The 17,016-nt window shown below is 63.6% G+C and carries 19 protein-coding genes; 2 read left to right on the forward strand and 17 right to left on the reverse strand.

The genetic code is table 11. The features are described 5' to 3' along the window. Positions 1-24: 24 nt before the first annotated feature. The 15 genes from MEMAR_RS06040 to MEMAR_RS06110 all read right to left on the reverse strand — a co-directional run bounded on the left by MEMAR_RS06040 (position 25) and on the right by MEMAR_RS06110 (position 11,667). Complete coding sequence (locus MEMAR_RS06040; protein ID WP_011844072.1) at positions 25-1,272, reverse strand: serpin family protein; 1,248 nt, start codon at positions 1,270-1,272, stop codon at positions 25-27. A 149-nt stretch (positions 1,273-1,421) separates the two neighbouring features. Beyond that, positions 1,422-1,970, reverse strand: a complete 549-nt coding sequence (locus MEMAR_RS06045; RefSeq protein WP_011844073.1) for an ArsR/SmtB family transcription factor — start codon at positions 1,968-1,970, stop codon at positions 1,422-1,424. 128 nt (positions 1,971-2,098) lie between these two features. Continuing rightward, on the reverse strand, positions 2,099-2,815 hold the full coding sequence (locus MEMAR_RS06050; RefSeq protein ID WP_011844074.1) for a class I SAM-dependent methyltransferase: 717 nt from the start codon (positions 2,813-2,815) through the stop codon (positions 2,099-2,101). Continuing rightward, positions 2,790-3,800 carry an AAA family ATPase gene (locus tag MEMAR_RS06055; protein WP_011844075.1) on the reverse strand — a complete coding sequence of 337 codons (1,011 nt, stop codon included), beginning with the start codon at positions 3,798-3,800 and terminating at the stop codon, positions 2,790-2,792. Before MEMAR_RS06055 ends, MEMAR_RS06050 begins: the two co-directional genes overlap by 26 nt. Then, positions 3,787-4,518, reverse strand: a complete 732-nt coding sequence (locus MEMAR_RS06060) for a 4-phosphopantoate--beta-alanine ligase (RefSeq protein WP_011844076.1) — start codon at positions 4,516-4,518, stop codon at positions 3,787-3,789. Before MEMAR_RS06060 ends, MEMAR_RS06055 begins: the two co-directional genes overlap by 14 nt. Continuing rightward, on the reverse strand, positions 4,515-5,357 hold the full coding sequence (locus MEMAR_RS06065) for a pantoate kinase (protein ID WP_011844077.1): 843 nt from the start codon (positions 5,355-5,357) through the stop codon (positions 4,515-4,517). Before MEMAR_RS06065 ends, MEMAR_RS06060 begins: the two co-directional genes overlap by 4 nt. Then, the gene (gene coaBC, locus MEMAR_RS06070; RefSeq protein ID WP_011844078.1) at positions 5,339-6,469 is read right to left on the reverse strand and encodes a bifunctional phosphopantothenoylcysteine decarboxylase/phosphopantothenate--cysteine ligase CoaBC; all 1,131 of its coding nucleotides are present in this window, start codon (positions 6,467-6,469) and stop codon (positions 5,339-5,341) included. Before coaBC ends, MEMAR_RS06065 begins: the two co-directional genes overlap by 19 nt. Then, the gene (locus tag MEMAR_RS06075) at positions 6,466-7,335 is read right to left on the reverse strand and encodes a class I SAM-dependent methyltransferase (RefSeq protein ID WP_011844079.1); all 870 of its coding nucleotides are present in this window, start codon (positions 7,333-7,335) and stop codon (positions 6,466-6,468) included. The genes coaBC and MEMAR_RS06075 overlap by 4 nt, the downstream gene beginning before the upstream one ends. Before the next feature lie 8 nt (positions 7,336-7,343). Continuing rightward, on the reverse strand, positions 7,344-8,387 hold the full coding sequence (locus MEMAR_RS06080) for a 60S ribosomal export protein NMD3 (protein WP_011844080.1): 1,044 nt from the start codon (positions 8,385-8,387) through the stop codon (positions 7,344-7,346). A gap of 3 nt (positions 8,388-8,390) precedes the next feature. Further along, positions 8,391-8,684, reverse strand: coding sequence for a DUF424 domain-containing protein (locus MEMAR_RS06085; RefSeq protein WP_011844081.1), 294 nt, complete (start codon positions 8,682-8,684; stop codon positions 8,391-8,393). Positions 8,685-8,728: 44 nt separating this feature from the next. Continuing rightward, positions 8,729-9,559: a TatD family hydrolase gene (locus MEMAR_RS06090; RefSeq protein ID WP_011844082.1), complete on the reverse strand. Its 831-nt coding sequence runs from the start codon at positions 9,557-9,559 to the stop codon at positions 8,729-8,731. After that, positions 9,531-9,884 (reverse strand): dihydroneopterin aldolase family protein, encoded by a 354-nt coding sequence (locus tag MEMAR_RS06095; RefSeq protein ID WP_011844083.1) that lies wholly within the window; start codon positions 9,882-9,884, stop codon positions 9,531-9,533. Before MEMAR_RS06095 ends, MEMAR_RS06090 begins: the two co-directional genes overlap by 29 nt. Positions 9,885-10,205: 321 nt before the next feature. Then, entirely contained in the window at positions 10,206-10,427 is a 222-nt protein-coding gene (locus MEMAR_RS06100) for a type II toxin-antitoxin system HicB family antitoxin (RefSeq protein WP_011844084.1), read from the reverse strand. Positions 10,428-10,581: 154 nt separating this feature from the next. Further along, positions 10,582-11,022: a hypothetical protein gene (locus MEMAR_RS06105; protein ID WP_011844085.1), complete on the reverse strand. Its 441-nt coding sequence runs from the start codon at positions 11,020-11,022 to the stop codon at positions 10,582-10,584. 66 nt (positions 11,023-11,088) lie between these two features. Further along, positions 11,089-11,667: a hypothetical protein gene (locus MEMAR_RS06110; RefSeq protein ID WP_143706338.1), complete on the reverse strand. Its 579-nt coding sequence runs from the start codon at positions 11,665-11,667 to the stop codon at positions 11,089-11,091. Positions 11,668-12,226: 559 nt separating this feature from the next. Here MEMAR_RS06110 and MEMAR_RS06115 point away from each other — a divergent pair. Continuing rightward, entirely contained in the window at positions 12,227-12,430 is a 204-nt protein-coding gene (locus MEMAR_RS06115) for a type II toxin-antitoxin system HicB family antitoxin (RefSeq protein ID WP_011844087.1), read from the forward strand. Next, positions 12,427-12,654 (forward strand): type II toxin-antitoxin system HicA family toxin, encoded by a 228-nt coding sequence (locus tag MEMAR_RS06120; RefSeq protein WP_011844088.1) that lies wholly within the window; start codon positions 12,427-12,429, stop codon positions 12,652-12,654. Before MEMAR_RS06115 ends, MEMAR_RS06120 begins: the two co-directional genes overlap by 4 nt. A 121-nt stretch (positions 12,655-12,775) precedes the next feature. Here MEMAR_RS06120 and MEMAR_RS06125 read toward each other — a convergent pair whose 3' ends face one another. Both MEMAR_RS06125 and MEMAR_RS06130 read right to left on the reverse strand, forming a co-directional pair. Further along, positions 12,776-15,955 (reverse strand): LAGLIDADG family homing endonuclease, encoded by a 3,180-nt coding sequence (locus tag MEMAR_RS06125; protein ID WP_011844089.1) that lies wholly within the window; start codon positions 15,953-15,955, stop codon positions 12,776-12,778. A gap of 10 nt (positions 15,956-15,965) precedes the next feature. Beyond that, the gene (locus tag MEMAR_RS06130) at positions 15,966-16,934 is read right to left on the reverse strand and encodes a replication factor C small subunit (protein ID WP_011844090.1); all 969 of its coding nucleotides are present in this window, start codon (positions 16,932-16,934) and stop codon (positions 15,966-15,968) included. Between the last annotated feature and the right edge of the window lie 82 nt (positions 16,935-17,016).

Consider the following 17,016-nt stretch of genomic DNA (forward strand, 5'->3'; position numbering starts at 1 on the left):
AACAGCCCCTTCCCGTCCCCCCCTTCACGTGCCTTCGGGGTTGACGACCCTCCCCATGAAGAGGATCGCGCCTGAATCCTTCTCAGTGATGAGGAAGATAAACGGGTGGTCCGCACGGAAGACGGGTGCCACACCTCCCCCCACCATAACGCCGGTCGCCGCCGCGGCCTCGGTGCCCTCCTCGTTCACGTCGATGAATGCCTTATGGAAGACCCCGGTGACGAAGAGGTCTCTCGTGCCGTCCATCCCCGAGAGGTCGGCGTCGTCGGTAAACGCCGTCGGCATCCCCATCGCCGCAAGCACCCCCGGAAGAGGATACCCCGTCTCCAGCGTGAACTTCGGGAAGAAGACCCTGACGTTCTGCGAGACCAGGGACTCCCGCAGGCCGGCAAGCCTCTCCGCGTCCAGGGCCTCTTCCGCAGCCGTCAGGTTGTCTTCTTTGGGGAGAAGGACGAGCATCGCGAGTTCGGTTTCGTTCCCGTGCGCGTACGGCATCTCGAGCACCTGGAGGGCCTCGGTCTCCGCGTACGGATAGACGGCATTCCCGTGCATCATCGGGACAGTCACCGTCGCGTTCGGTCCAACCCGGAACTCCTCATCCGTTGTCTCGTTCACGTCGAACTGTTCGACCCAGGTGCCTTTGAAGTAGATCGCGTTCGTGATCACGAGCCGGGTGAGGTCGTCGATCGAGCCGGGCGGCAGGAGGTCGCGGATCTTCTCTTCGGTCTCTCCCTCCACCCACCGGTTGATCGTCTCCCGCGACCCCCCGGGGTCATTGATGAAGTCAAGGTTCGTGACGTTCGCCCCGTACCAGCGGGTGGCCGTGTCGATGTACTCCGGGAGGAACGGGTAGGTTTCCTCCGCCCAGAGGGCGTTTGCGGTGCGGAGGGTGTAGTTGCCGCTTCCGCTATTCAGGGCGGCATTGAGGTCGGCAAACCCCTCCCGCCGGAGGGTCTCGTTTGTTGGGAGGTGCAGCACCGATTCGATCTCGTCGGCGGTCGTGCCTCTGGCGCCCTCGCAGGTGATCGCGAGGGCCGAGGTGATGCTGTAGGGCGAGAAGAAGAGGTTGTCTCTCGCATGCGCCGGTTCGGCCGCGAGGCGCCGGTAGAGGTCGAACGCAAACCGGTTGTTCCCGGCCGCCACACTATCGTCGGCTACGGATTCACCGGAGACTGAAGTCGTGCTCAGAGGTACGGTCCCGCAGACAGCCAGTCCTGCAACAATGAGCGCCAGAACCAGGATGCCTATTCCGGAGATCAATAGTCTTTTCATCGCTCTCTCCCGTGGATGGCTTCGAGGTGGCCGGTGATCCGCGAACCGGGTAGCTTCCGGACATCCACACGGAGTCTTTCTGCAGGAAGACGATAATACCGGCGAAAACGTTCGATCCCGGTCGAACGGGTTCAAAAATTATATGTCGGTCACGTAACTTCCTCACTCGCAGGATCGGGGAACTGCGTCGCCGCACATGTGTTCCGCCACCGGACACAGGCATACGTCACGAGGAAAAACCCGATCACCATGAGCGCGATCCCGGCAACGAGCAGTTCCACGGGAGCCCCCTCCGGGACCGGGATGCCTCCCCCTCCCGCAAGCGGGGGCACCGGCTCCTCCCGGACCGGCGCGGTCAGGAAGGCCGCGAGGGCACAGACCCCTCCGGCGAGGCTTGCCAGTCCCGCAGCCAGGAGGATCCTGATCCGGGCACCGCCGTGCGGCTGCAGGAGGGCGCGCCCCTCCGGCGTGAGCGCGTAGTACACCCAGGCATGCCCGTCGTCCCCGGCGGCGACAAAACCGGCGTCGGCCAACCTCTGCAGGTGGTGGTGAACCGTGGATTTTGCCAGGTTGAGGTTATCCGCGAGTTCCGTGATCGTCATCCTGCGTGTGGTTAAAGTCTTTAAAATATCAAGCCGGGTTTCGGATGCGAGAACCTCGAACGTATCCTTCGTCAGGATGATATCGGCCGGCTCCATAGGGGAGTAGTTCGGAAAGACGGGATATAACTATTCCGTTATCCCCACATCGCAAAAAAGAAGCCTCCTCATGCGGCCGGGTCGAGTGAGAGCAGGGAACGGCCCGTGCGTCCCCTCACAGACGTGACTTAACTCTCCGGTTTCTTCCCCGCCGCGCAGACGTTATACGCCAGGTACGGCAGTTTCTCCTCGACGATCGGCTCCACCTTCCGTGCGAGGTTGAAGACCGGATCGGCGAGGTTCAGGTGCGCAAACGAGCACCGGCCGACCGAGACGTCCGTAAACCCGGCCTCGCGGAAGAGCCCCGCGATCTCGGAGTTGGTGTAGTAGTGCTCGTCGAAGTGCCCGACGCCCACCTTCTTCAGGCCCACCTTCTCCCCCACCTGGTAGGCGATAGGGACGATGCTCGTGAAGACCGTCCTTGATAAGGTGCAGACGGCGATTCTGCCGCCGGGTTTCAAGACCCGGTAGCACTCCCGGAGCATCCCCTCCGGGTCGGGAACGTAACTGAAGGCGAGCAGGCTCGCGAGGGCGTCGAAAGTGCCGTCCTTGAACGGTAGGACGTCTGCCGTACCGACGCAGAACCCGCTCTCCGGGCACCGCTGCCGCCCGTGCCGAACCATCCCCGGGCTGATGTCGAGCCCGAAGGCCCGGCCGCCTTCCGCGACGTAGCGCTGCACGAAGAGCCCGGTTCCGCACCCGATGTCGAGGAGGAACCCCCCCTTCGGGAGTTCGCTCATCACGTGTTCGGAGATGTGCCCGTGGTAATACTTCCCGCGGCTACCGTCGTAGCGCTCGTCGTAGATATCCGCGACCTCGTCATAATGTTGCTGTACTTTCTTCACTGAACACCTCCCGGGCTATCCGGGCAAGTAGTGCATTGATCTGCACAAAATCGTTTGCGTTGTGGGAGAGCCGGAGATCCGCGTCGGCGAGCGCGACGGCAAGGGCCGGGTGGTTGTACTCGCGCCGGGCCACCTGCCGGAGTTCGCCGACGACCTCCCGCGCCGAGAGTCCGTACTCGATCATCAGCGACTCGGCGATCCGGCGGGCGGCGTCGAAGTTGCCGTCCCGGAGGGCGACGAACGCCGACGTAGCGACGTTTGTGGTCTCGGAGCGCGAGATCTCCGCAAGATCGAACTCCTGCTCCGCTCTTGCGGCGATCTGCAGGTACATGATCGCACGCCGCAGGTCTCCCTGCGCGGCATACACGATCAGGTCGATGTCGTCGGCCGGAACCGCCGCCCCTTCCGCGGCCAGGATCTCCTCGAGCCGGGTCAGGACGAGACTGCTCTCGACCGGGGCGAAGAAGAGCGGCAGGCAGCGCGACGCGATGGCAGGGATGATCGCCGAGGGGCGGACGGTGACGAAGATGAACCGGCAGGTGGCGCTGTAGCGCTCCATCGTCCGGCGCAGGGCCTGCTGCGCCTCGAACGTCAGGCCGTGCGCGTCCTCGAAGACCATCAGCTTGAAGTCGGCGTCGAGCGGGCGCATCGAGGCGTACCACTTCACGATCTGCTTGAAGTTGACGATCAGGCTCCGGTCTTTGCGGTAGATCATGCTGAACCGCTCGTCCGTCTCGAGCGCGCTCCTTCCCCTCCCGAGAAGGTCGGTCGCGCTGAAGACGGTCGTGTTCGCCTTCCAGTTCTCACCGTAGAGCCTTTTTGCCAGGCACTCGACGGCCGCGGTCTTCCCGGTGCCGTGCGGGCCGGAGATAAGCATGTGGGGCACGCTGCCGGAGTCCGAAAACGCCGTTAAATGGCGAACGACCTCGTCCTGTCCGATGATATCATCGCACCGCCTCGGGCGGTAGACCTCACTCCAGAGCATGGGCCAGTCTCTCTCTCATCTCATCTATTGCCGCCCGGAGGAGATAGGTATTGTCAAGCGACGCTATCAGGCGTTCACCCTCGCCGGGCTCGAGGGAGGCACACGCCGCGGCGATGGCCGGAATGGCGCGCGTCACCTCGTCGACGATCGTGAGGCTCGCCGTGCGGGCTGTCCGGGAGAGCGGGTTTAGGTCGACGGTGATGACCGCTTTGCCCATCTCGCGGAGCGCGGCGCACCGGTCCCCGTCCTCGAGCGGCACGAGCACCACGTCGGCGTCCCCAATCCCCTCCGGCAGCGAGAGCGCCCGGTCGTGGGAGAGCGGGACGATCCGCTCCGGCGTTCCCGTAAGAACCCTGACCCCGTGCTCCGTAAGAAGCCGGGTGATCCGCTCGATCCGCTCCTGTGTCCGGTGGAAGAGGTTCACCTCGACGTCGGCGCCGCTCGCCCGCTGGAGCGCCGCGATCTCCGCCGCCGCAAGCGCCGCCGTGTTGCCGTTCACCGATATCACCGCGTGCCGTGCGGCGAGAAGCATCGCGGCGGCCGTCCGCTCGGCGAGGGCGGCGCTTTCGGTCGTCTTCTCGCCGAGCAGGTAATCGAACGCCTCCCCGCGCCCGTGGGCGGCGAGCCCTTCCGGTGCGACGATACCCTCGCGGGCGCACCGGGCCAGCTGTTCGCGGGCGACAAGGGATCGGTAGCGTGGATGGTCTTTTGGAATCATGGTTTCACCTCGATCAGGTATGCGCCGCGGCGGGCGACGCGGAGACGGTAGACCTCCCCGAACAAAGAGAGCACCTGCTCCGCCCCATCTCCTGCGGCAAAGACGCCGTTTCCAAGCATCGTCATGCTCGCCGGGACCCTCTCGGCGTCGCAGGCAACGAGCACCTGCCGCACCTCCGGTGCGATGAGCCCGCTCTTCTCGGCGAACCCCCGCGAGAGGAGGCAGAAGTCGGGGAGGTCGCGGGGGCAGCGGTCCGGGAACGCGGCGGCTATCCGTGCCATCGCCGCCGGGGACGAGAGAACCGAGGCGGTCGGGAGCGCCCCGAGGCTCACGGCGTAGAGCGGCTCTTGTGGGTAGATGCGGGTGATATCCCCGTGGATACCCGCCCCCGTCCGGCAGACGATCCCGCCGGACATACTCGCGGCGACGTCCCCGAGCCCGGTGCGGTGGAGGACCTCGGCCTCGTGCGCCCGTGCGGCCACCTCGTCCGGGGAGAGACCAAGCTCGAAGAGGCGGTTTATGGCCGTGAGCGTCGCAAGCAGTGCCGCCGCCGAGAGGCCGAACCCGGCGCCGATGGGGAGCCGGCACTCCGTCGTGACGCGGGCGGTGATTCCCAGCCGTTCGAGGGCGTACTCGACCGGCGGCGACCCGGCGCTCGCGTGGCCCTGCCGGACCACCCGGACGCCTGTCTCGCGGGCCTCCTCTACCGTCGAGCGCACCCCTTCACTGATGACCACGCCGGCCCCGACGCTCCCGGTATCTTCCGGCCCGATTCCTTCGACGCGCCGGAAGTAGCCGGAGATGTGTCCGGGGGAGAAGGCTACAGCAGTTCTGACCATATCGCCCTGGCGACCTCCTCTTTGCTCCCGGAGACGTCGCGCGTCCCGCCGGCGGTCATGATCCGGAACGATCCTTCGGCCGCGCCCATCGTCGGGGGAGCGTTCACGACGACAACGCTTGCGCCCTCTTCAAGCATCGCTCGCGCCCGCTCCTCCTCGTCCCAGCCCAGTTTGAACGCTACCGTCACGGGACTGCATGCCGCCGCCACCGCGCCGATCACCTTCGGGAGGGGTTCGAGCCGGACGGTCAGCGGCGAACCGCTCGGGATCTTCCCCTCGTGCCGTTCGGGGGCAAAGTCCGATATCGCGGCCGCGCTGACGTAGATGTCGACCCCGGCGTCGCGGCAGACCGAGAGAACCGCATCCTGCATCCCGGCCGCGGTCGTCGCACGGACGTTTCGGACGCAGGGGAACGATCCCGCGTGCACCACCGTCACGTCCGCCCCGAGCCGGAAGGCCTCGAGCGCGATCTCTCTCCCCATCCGCCCGGTCGACCGGGTGGTGAGAACCCGGACGTCGTCGAGGGGCTCCGCGCACGCCCCGCTCGTGATCAGCACCCGTTTCCCCGCGAGCGGCCGGCCCGAGACCGCACGCTCCGCGTGGAGGACGATCGTATCGGTATCGGCGATCTTCGCCTTCTCCTCCTCGATCCGGGGGTCGATGACGTCGATGCCCCAGGAGCGGAGCCGTCCGAGGTTCTCCGCGACCCCCGGGTGGCGGTACATGCTCTCGTGCATCGCCGGGACGACCACCACCGGCATCCCCCGGCCGAGCGCCGTCGTCGCGAAGGTCGTGACCGTTGTATCGTCGATCCCGCAGGCGATCTTACCGATAGTATTCGCCGTAGCGGGCGCGACGAGCAGGAGGTCGGCCTCCCCGCCCTCCCCGCAGTAGAGGACGTGCTCCACCAGGCCGGTGATCCGGCTGATCGCCGGCCGCCCCGTCGCGTAGGTCAGGGCGTCGGGGTGGACGATCCCGGCTGCTGCCGCAGTCATCACCGCCTGCACCGTCGCGCCCCTGCGACGCAGGGCGTGCGCGAGTTTCACCGTCTCGACGGCTGCGATGCTCCCCGTCACGGCAAGCACCACCGTCTTTCCCGAAAGCGTCTTCACGATATCGTCACATCCTGCACCATATGCCACGCGTGCGGGCCGTACTTCTTCACCCGGCGGGAGGCTACCGCCGCCGAAAACCCGGCGCCCGCAACCTCTTTTTGGATCGTCTCGTTCACGTCCCCGATGCTGTGGACGTGGAGCACGCTCCCCTCCCGGACGTGGGCGAGGGCGTCGGCGAGCATCGATGGTGCGTCGAAGTGGCCCATCAGGACCCGGTCGTAGACCCCGGCAAGGAGGTCACGGCAGTCCCCCAACTCTGCCGTGACCCGATCTGCAACGTGGTTTGCCATAATGTTACGTTGCAGGTATTCAAAGGCTATTGGGTTGATCTCCATCGCGTGGACCCGTGCACCGCTCATGGCCGCCGGTATGGTGAAGTAGCCGATCCCGGCGAACATATCGGCGACCCGTTCGCCGGGCCGGACGAGGGCGGCGATCCTCGCCTTCTCGTTGCGGTTGCCCTGCGAAAACATCACCCTCGTCGGGTCGAGGATGAAGGTGTAGCCCTGCTCGCGGTGCCGCACCTCGCCTGCGGTGCCGTAGAGAACCTCAATGTCCGGGATGCGCATCGCGTCGATAAACCCCTTCACCCGGACAACGCCCCGGGGACGGCAGTGCTCCACGATTGCGGCAAGTTCCTCATCCGTCGGCGCGTCGCCGTGGACGACCGCGACGTCGCCGAGGAGGTGGTAGCCGCGGCCGCGGTAGGTCTCCCGCTCGGGGAGGTCCGCGTCGGCAGAATAGCCCTCCCTGACCGGAACCCAGGCGATGCCGCCCTCGACGTACGGCCGTCGGGAGGGGTCCACCCACTCCTCGTCCGCGATATCGGCGAGGGCGGCCGCCGGCACCTTCCGCGCATGCATGGCAGAACTCACCCGACGATGACCAGCCGGTCCTGCTCCTCGTCGCGGAGCACCCGGATCGGCTCCCCCTCTACCGGGAACGTCCACGAGACCATATTGAGTTCCCGCGTCCGGTAGGTCTTCGGGTCCATCAGCCCCACGACGCCCGGTTGCGTGAAGACGACGAGCGCGGACTCGGCCTCGCGGACGTTCCCGAGAAGGCGCTCGATCTCGCCCTCGGGAAGCGTCCGGGCAACGCCGGCCGTGAGATCGAAGACCCGGAGACGGTGCCCGTCGATATCGCGCACCTCGAAGTAGTTGCCATGAGAGACCACCACGTCGCCTTTCTGGTAGAACGGCAGCCGGAGAGAGTAGGTGATCCGGTAGAGTGCTTTTCCTTCCTTCTCGCCGACCAGCTTCGGGTGGGTCGTGAACCGCCCGCCGAGCGCCCCCGTGATCGTCCTCGCGATCTCCTGGCCGAGGTGCTGCGTCCCGACGGTGATATCGACGCCGTCCTTCGTGTCATCGAGATCCGATATGAACGAGAAACGGTCGCCCGACTGCTGGAGCGACTCTTCGGCCTGCTGTGCAAGGTTCACGGCGACCTCGCGCTCGTAGGCGTTGATCTTTCTATTGGTCGCCCGCACCTGGACGATCCCCTCGTAGTAGCCACCCGAGATGCGGCTGCACCGGTCACAGGACTCCCTCTGCCAGCGGATCTCGGTCTTGCAGGTCTCCCGGACAGGGACACCGTACAGGCTCGCCTCCACCTCGACGGTGCAGGCCGTCCTGTTCGACGCGATCTCTTCGGCGCGGACGGTGACCCGGACATCCTTCGCGTCCTCGTGGATGTTGACCGCCGATACCGCCAGCTCGGTGACGAGATCCTCTCGCGGCATCTGCAGGTCGGACCAGGTCTTGCCGCGCTTCTGCGACTCGCAGACCGGACAGTAGATGGTGGTCACGTACGGTTCGCAGGTCAGCAGCCGCACGTCCGCGGCCCGGCACTCCGGGCAGAGTCCCTCCTCGCTCGGCTTCCCGCAACGGGGGCAGATGCTCGTCTGGATGGTCATGGGTCAGATCCTGAATATCTGGGCGTGGGGGACGTCGCCGATCATGATACACTCGTTCTCGGCGACGAGTCCCATGGCGACGGCGAGGGCTACGACGCGCCTGCCGATGATATTGGCGTTCTCCGCGCCCGCGAGCGCTCCCCGGACGTCCTCTTCGCCGGCACGCTCGGTGCCGTAAAAACCCCCGGTGATGCAGATCTCGACGTCTCCGTGTATCAGGGTGGCGTCCATGAGCTCGGCGTCGCAGGCGGCCACCACTTCACCGGCGCCCGGTATGCGGTGCACTTTCAGGTACATCACATACCGTTTGACGGGAGTCGTCAAAAAGGTGCGCAGTTCCGTTAAGGAAGCGCGATATCCACGCCGTAGGTGCGCGACGGCGTCTCTTGATGGATGCGCCAGGCGTCCTCTTCGGTGATGAGTCCCTCCTCGAAGTACCGGCGCGTGAACCGCGGCACCGACTTCGGCCCGATGACCGCGCCGGGCCGGGAGTTCTCGTCCATGTAGTCGCTCTCCATCGTGAACCGCCGGCCCGACCGGGCGAGCGCGGGGATCTCCTCGTGCCGCGCGATGAACGAGGGCATCAGGGGTGTGTCGGGCGTCGCGAAGTGCTTGACGACCTTCTCAACCGGGATACCGGCCCGCCGTGCCATCTCAACGACGTCGGTGCACGGCCCGCTCTCGGCGTGGAGCTGGACGGCGCAGCCGCAGTCGGCCCCGAGTTCGAGGGCGTGGAAGAGGACTGCGTTCGAGGCGGCAAGCACCTCCGGCGCGACCTCGTAGTGGGGCCGCCCGCTCTTGAGGGCGACGGCCTGTCCGCCCTCGACGTAGCGGGCGGCGAGGTCGAGCCCGGCCGTCATCACGCCGGCGGCCGCTTCAAGGCTCATCCGCGCCGTAAGCCGGCCTATCTCCGCGGGGTGGACGCCGAGGACCGGGTAGACGACGAGTCCGGTCTCCCGGACCATCTCCGCCACCCGGAGCGTCGCTTCAAAGACCTCGCGGTAGTCTTCTCCGGTGGACGGCTCGACCGAAAGCGACCAGGAGGGTTTTGAGACCAGGAAGATGTGCGTCCCCCCGCTGCGGCGAAAGTCCTTCGCGGCCTCGATCCCCCGGCCGTTTACCGGGTCGATGTGGATATGGTCGTCAGTGATCGGTATCGCGGGTGGTTTCATGGAACTCGACGATCTCCATCATGGGGTAGTCGTCCTCGAGGCGCATCCGGGCGCGGCAGACGGCCGTCCCGACCTCGGTCGTGATAGCGGCATCGAACATCTTCCCGGCAAGTTCCGAGTAGCCGAACCGGTTCGAGACCATCATATCGCGGTTCAGCCGGACGGTGATGCCGGTCACGTAGGGCTGCAGCCCGACGGCCTGCTCGATGGCGGCTTCGACGGCCGCGGCGGTCTCGCGGGCGATCGGCGTCCCGACGAACTGGTGGTAGAGGGCGCCGAGTTTGATACCGGCTTCGAACGCCGCCCTCTCGCGGTCGGTGATCATGGTTAGTAGGTTTGTGGGTACGGGAGTAAGAAGGTGCGCCCCGCGATGGGGGAGCGCTGGTAACTGGTCTTCACGTGAGTTGATTGCGCAGGATAGTGATACAGTCTCACGCGAAGCCGCGAAGAACGGGAAATCCAGTGTAGTTACCTGTAACTCCCTTCACACCTAACGTTGCTCGAACTTCGGTCCTTCGGTTCGTCGTTCTTCACACCTGACGGTGCTCAAGCTCGTTGCGCTCGCACTTCACGTGAGCCAGCGGGAGATGGAGAGATCCAGGAGAAGAGCGTGCAGCATGAACATGTCGTTGGTAACCACACGGCATTAGATCTGGATGCCGACTTCGGTGACGAAGATCTCCCTAACATCGTTGTCCTCGAACGCCTCGTCTCCGAAGGTCTCGATGTGAAACTGTATGGCGGATCTCACCTCGCGAAGCGCCTCTTTGCAGGTGTCCCCCTCCGCGACGACGATATCCTTCAGACCCAGGGGATAGGCGACATAGCTGTCCGGGTGTTTCTCGACGATGATTTTCAAGGTCTTCATGGGCTTATCTCTCCTGCATTTGATCGGAGTAGAGGCGATCGGTCTGATATTCAACTCGTCTGGCGATATACTTTAGCCCGGTTTCTTCGCCGGCGAAGGTTGTTGATTCATCTTTCGTTTTCGGTATTGATGGTGCTTCTTCCTGTTGCCGGGTTCACACTCCCCGGCTCCAGGTTTTCCAGAAGAACACTCCGAGAATCAGCATGACGACGTAGCCCCCGGCGACGTAATAGGGATACTCCACGGCAACCCCGGAAACCTCCAGAGCCGCCAGCACGAGGAGCCAGAGGAGGAAACCCGAGGCCGAGGCGGCAAGCACCGTTCTGCCCAAAAGGCGTTCCGCTTCAGGCATCGTATCGCGGGCAAACAGGTGGTAGCCGAGGATGATGAAGACCGGCAGCATTCCGGCGTTAAGCCAGATCTGCACCATCTGCGGGAATTTGACTATGAATGCTCCCATGGCGTTCGGTTCCGCGAAGAACGTGAAGAGGATCGCCATGAGCACGGCGATCCAGACGTAATACAGGAATACGCCGAAGAGCGCGCCCAGAACGCCCACGGTCCTGTCCGGCTTTTTCTCTGTTTCTGTGGTCATTCCATGTTACCCTCTTCTCCGGTGTTCGGGCGGCGCGATTTGTTTCCTCTCTGTGATATCCGCCGATTAACAGGCGATCGACCGCGCCACCCGGACCAATTCGTCGCGGTCAAGCGACCCGCGCACGTAGTATGTAGCGTTCCCGGCCGCCGTCCAGGCGATCAGCCGTTCCGATTCGGTTTCGTAGATCCGCCCCCCATACCCCCTGATATCAACGGGTTTTGGTTCTCTGTTAACGATCTGATCGTTTGCGTAGGGGCTATACCCATAACTGCTCCAGGTGATTTCGAGCAGCGTCATATCGGTAGTCCACGATGCGTTCTGCATTGTGTCGTTGCGTGCGTAGCGCAGGGTCTCGCCGATCGTCGTGTAGTGGCCGTAGGACTCGTTCCAGACAGTGGCTATCAGGAGGCCGTAGAGAGTATACTCCCCGGGGATGTATGACGGCGGGGAGAAACCCGTGTATTCGGCGGGGTCCTCCCATTCCTCGATCCTGATGAAGGCTGAATCACGGAGTGATGGTGCATTATCGGGGGGGAGTTCGGTTGTGGCGTCCATTGTGGGTGGCGGCGTAATTCCTGCGGGATCGGTGGCCACGGGCTCGATGCACCCCGCGGTGAGGAGAATAAACGAGAGTATTACCATGATATAGTGAGGCTTCACGTGATTTTTCCTCCTGTAACATCCCCGGAGGCAAACGAGGTTCAACCTTAAGCACATGGAATGCGAACCACGCTTTCGCCTGAGAGCAGTGGGGGGTTCATCCGGCCGTGGAGGGATGGGGTGAGCCTCCGCCGTTTTGCGAGCGCGTTCCGGGCATCCGCACAAGGAGATAGACCCGGGTCTATATAGCATTTCTCTCACAATCATCTACGCGTCCGGGGGCTGATTGCAATAATGGGGTTTTTGATCCTGCTCTGGGGGGCCGGGGACAGGAGAGAGAGACCGTTCTCACGGCGAAGCAGATCATGCGGGGTACGCTATTCTCCGTCAACCAGGCACTCGTACGGCACCGCTGACCCGCCATTGGCGGCGATGTGACCGTGAGTGCCCCAATGGCTTTGATTCTGCGAAGAACCTGACCAGGATCGTCGTAAGCACGGCGAACCAGAGGTAGTTTGATCAGATCCGGCGGATTCAATCAATGCCGCGGAATGTCGTACGGTATTACAATTAAGTATACGCCTGCTGGATAGGTTAAGATATGAGACTGCGTGTAGTGCTCGAACCCAGTGAGGAAGGGGGATATACGGTCTATGTACCAAGCCTGCCCGGCTGTATCAGCGAAGGCGATACGAGGGACGAAGCATTGGAAAACATCAGGGAAGCCATTGAGCTGTACCTTGAAACCGTTGAGGATGATCTCGTTTGTAGCGAAACAGCCGAACAGGTTGAGATTGCCGTATGAGCAAGGTGCCTGTTCTTGATTACGACAGGATCGTCATCGCTCTTCAAAGAGACGGGTGGGTTGTCGTCCGCACGCGCGGCAGCCACATTCGACTGCATAAGCATCTGCCGGCTAAAACACTGAAACTGACAGTCCCTATGCACAAACCGCTTAAGCGCTCAACACTTTCGCACATTTTAAAACAGGCCGATATGACGGTAGAAGATCTAAACAATCTCCTCTGAGCCGGTGCATGTGAGCGTCAACTCCGGCGGGCTACGTTGACCGACATTCGATCTCCATGAGACCAGGTCTCCCTCCTGGGGAATCTGGGCTGCCCTTCGCGAAAAAGGGTACCTCCTCCCCCTACCCGATCAACTTCACCAGCCCGTGCCGGGGCTCGAGCACCTCGCCGCCCCGTTTCAGCTGCTCGAGGGTGTGCTCGATCTTGTCGCGGGAGAATCCCTGCTGCAGCAGGATCTCGATAACCTCGTCGACCCGTGCCTGGCCGCCGGAGTCGCCGGAGACGTTCCGGATAGCCTCCTTGACCGACCGGATGATGTCGCGCTGCGACTTCGTGACCCCGGTCACGAGTTTGTCGATGTCGAAACTCCCGCTCTCGGCGTCGTAGGCGACCTGCCGGAGACAGGCGTCGACGATCTTCAGGATCCGGTCGGTATCCTCCGTATCGACGGTGTTCGAGAGCCGCATCCGTGCGCTCGCCTCTGCAAGCCGCACCAGCGCCTCGAGCTGCCGTGCGGTGACCGGGACGGGCTTGTTCCCGCTCGCGAGGTTCCGCAGGCGCATATAGTAGGCGATCAGCGCCTCCTTTGCCCCGTCGGAGAGGATGGGGAAGCACGTCCGTTTCGCGTAGGCGATGTACTTCCGCAGAAGCGTCGGGTCGATGTCGGGGATGACCGGCGCAAGCGCCCGCTCGATGTACGCGTCGTCGACGTCCGGCAGCGGCTCGTACTCGTGCTGCTTGATCAGCTCGCCCACGCTGTGGGTCTTGATGATGTGCTGCGCAATCGCCCCGTCCCGCTGAACCTCCGGCTGATCGGTCATCACGAAGATGAGGTCGAACCGGGAGAGGAGCGACGGCGGCATGTTGATCTGCTCGCCGATCGGGACGAACTGGTCGAACCGCCCGAGCTTCGGGTTCGCCGCGCCGAGGAGGGCGCACCGGGACTTCAGGGTCGCGGTGATGCCGGCTTTTGCGACCGAGATCGAGTTGCCGCACCAGACCGGGATGCCGCTTCGCCGGACGTAGAGGGTGTGATTCGGGACCTCGAGGCAGTAGATCGTGCCCTTATACGGCCGCTTCTCGATATGCTGCTTTCCGTTTGTGTTGATGTTCGGCTCGTTCTGGCCGTCGCGGATGAAGGTCACCTGGAAGATGTCGTGGGTCGCCGTCGAGGTCCCGCCCCGCGGGTTTGCGGCGACGGTTCCTGCCTCCCGCCTGAGGTAGACGTTCCCTGACAATCCCTTCTTCAGCAGGAGCTCGGTGACGTCGTCGGCCAGTCTCCTCGACGAGGTGGTGTATATCGAGACCCCGGTCGTCTTGTTGATGTAGCCGTCCCCGAGCATGAGCGCGTCGAGGAGTATCCCGATCTGCTCCGGGGGGAGGCTCTTCGCGTAGTCGGGGACGTACTTCTCGTGACATTTGCCGAACGGTGCGAGGTGTTCGGCAAGCTGCTTTGCGTTGATCGAGAAGTTCTTGCCGTCATAGGAGAAGCGGAACGGCAGTCGTTCGAGGCACTGCCGGATCGTTTCGGCAGACTCCGGGTTCGTCTGCGATATGATCACGCGATAAGGAACCCCGGTCTGGTGGTGCCGCTGAACCGACCCCTCGGAGAGGAAGTAGCCCAGGAACTCAAGCCAGTCGTCCATCCCGACCGTGATGGGGTCGGTGAGTTTCCCTTCGGCGTTCTGGTTCGCGAACTTGACGACGGGCGGTATCCAATGGGTCTCGTGTCGCTCCCCTGTCCATGCGGCGTTCTTCTTGAACCGCATCCGCTTGTGGATGGGGAGTTCGTCCATGCGGATGAGCCGGAACCCTTCCCACTCGTCGGCACGCCGATTCAGGTTGACGTACATCCGGTGGTTCGGCGTGACCGCGAGGTCGACCTGCCGCGACTTGACATAGTACATCTCTCCGTCATACTCCGATGCCACGAAGTTGGACGGGGGTGCGTACTCGAGCCTGCCATCGGCAGAGAGTGTCGCGACACGGTCATCCGCGGTCACGTCGCGGAAGAGCTTCCACCCGCTCTCCGTGAGGACCTCGGTCTCGTCGTCGTAGCACTGCTGCTCCATTGCCTCGTGCAGCGCGCTCCGGTCCTCTTTCTGCATCTTGTCCATCTCATCGACGGCGGCGATCCCCATATCCGCGAGGACCAGCGCACCGGCCTCGAGCGTCCACCGCCCGTCGCCGAACTCGTCCTTGACCGCCGTTGCCGTCAACCCGGCGGAGGTCGACGACTTGCCGCTCGTGTAGATCCCGCGGGGCGAGAGTTTCACGACGTAGCGCAGGATCTGACTCTTTGCGATACCCGGGTCGCCGACCAGCAGGACGTGGACGTCGCCGCGGAGACGGGAGCCGTCCGGCATATCTTTCGCGATACCGCCGAAGAGCTGGAGCGCGATCGCCTCCTTCACGTCGTCGGTACCGTAGATCGTCGGCGCGATCGACCGGGCGATCTTCTTGTAGACCATGGGGTCGCGGGCGAGCGCCATGATATTCGCCTCGTCCTCCTCGGAGATCGAGACCTCCTCGAACTCCTTCTCGGCGACCTCGATGGAGTTGCACTCCAGGTAGATGTCAAAGAGCGTGCTCTTCTGGCCGTAGTTGACCCTCTGCACCGACCGGAGGATGCCGTTCACCACCACCCGGTCGCCCGGCGAGACCATGCCGGTCAGGTCGTCGGTGACGTCGATATCGAGCGTCTGGGGCTGCTCGCCGCCCCGGAGGCCTTCCGGGGACTCCTGGATCCGGAGTTTCTGGGCGTCGACGAACCGGCACCGGTTCATCACCAGGTCGAGACGGGTCTTCCTCTCGCAGTTCGGGCAGAAATCGGGCTCGTCGAACCGCCCGTAACCCTGCGGAACCGGGTCGGTGTTCTTGTTGCAGGTGCGGCACCGGAAGACCGCGCTGACGATCCTGGGGCGCACCTCGGTGGTCTTTCGGAGGATCCCCTCGAGGCTGACGAAGGTGTTGATCTGGTCGGCCCGGATGTCGCGGACGTTCGTCTTCTGCGGCAGGTTCGTGAACCGGATGTTGACCAGGTCGGGGTCCTGGCCGTCCTTCAGCTTGAGGAGTTTGTTCTGGACGATCGCGTCCCGGATATCCCCGAGAACCTTTCCGGGGCTCCTCAGGAGCTCGAACGCGAGTTTGTTATTCAGGATCTTGCGGTAATCGATGAGGAGCGAATGGTTGTGGGGGTACTCGCGGGAGAGTTCGGCAAGCTCGCGCTTGTACTGCTTCTTCAGGAACTTCGTCCACTCACCGACGTTGTCGGTAACTTCGACGGTTATCTCTTCAGTCAAGACAGAATCCTCAGCGGTGCTGCTCTGCGGCGAGGACGAACCGTGCGAGCAGCGCCTCCATCTGGATATCGCTGCTCGCCCCTTCCGAGAGGCGGAAATCGGTCTCGCCGAGGGCGTCGATCAGTTTCACTTTGAGCGTCCGGTCGATATCGCGCTGGACCAGCGCCCGGTAGCACTGGTTGATCAGCTCGTTCGGGGCGATGCCCCGGACATGGGTCAGTTCCAGGAGCGCCTGCTCCGCCTCGTCGAACCTCCCCCCTATCGAGAGGTCGAGGAGTTCGTCGATCTCCTCCGGGCGGGCGGTCGCGGTGATCTCGAAGATAGTCTCCTCGTCGATATCCGTCCTGAGGATGGCGGCACCCTGCAGGGCGTTGATCGCCTTCCTCATGTCCCCCGAGGCGACGTAGACGATGGCATCGAGCGCCCCCTCCGTGACCGTGAGCCCTTCGGCCGCGGCGATCCTCCGGGTCTCCTCGATGACCGCTTCCCGGTCAAGCGGCCTGAACCGGTAGATGGCGCACCGGCTCTGGATGGGATCGATGATCTTCGATGAGTAGTTGCACGAGAGGATGAACCGGCAGGTGCGGGCGTAGGTCTCCATCGTCCGCCGGAGAGCCGCCTGCGCGTCCGTCGTCAGCGCGTCCGCTTCGTCGAGGAAGAGGATCTTGAACGTCGCCCCGGCAAGCGGCGACGTCCGGGCGAACTCCTTGATCTGGTTTCTGACAACGTCGATACCCCGCTCGTCGGAGGCGTTCATCTCCCGGAAGTTCGTCTGCCAGGAGTCGCCGAAGAACTCCCGGGCGAGCGCCACGGCGGCGGTGGTCTTCCCGATCCCCGCGCTGCCCGTGAAGAGGAGGTGCGGCAGGTTGCCGGTCTTCACGTAGGACTGGAGGCGCACCACGATATCCTTCTGTCCGACCATCTCGTCGAGTCTTCTGGGCCGATACTTCTCTATCCAGATGGTGTGGTTGCCGTCCATTTGCATAGGTGTTGGTGCTCGTCCATCGTAAAAGGATCGTCATCCGTTCCGGTGATCCTTTTTAGAGGATTGAGGGTGAACA

It is taken from the genome of Methanoculleus marisnigri JR1, assembly GCF_000015825.1.
Classification (GTDB): domain Archaea; phylum Halobacteriota; class Methanomicrobia; order Methanomicrobiales; family Methanoculleaceae; genus Methanoculleus; species Methanoculleus marisnigri.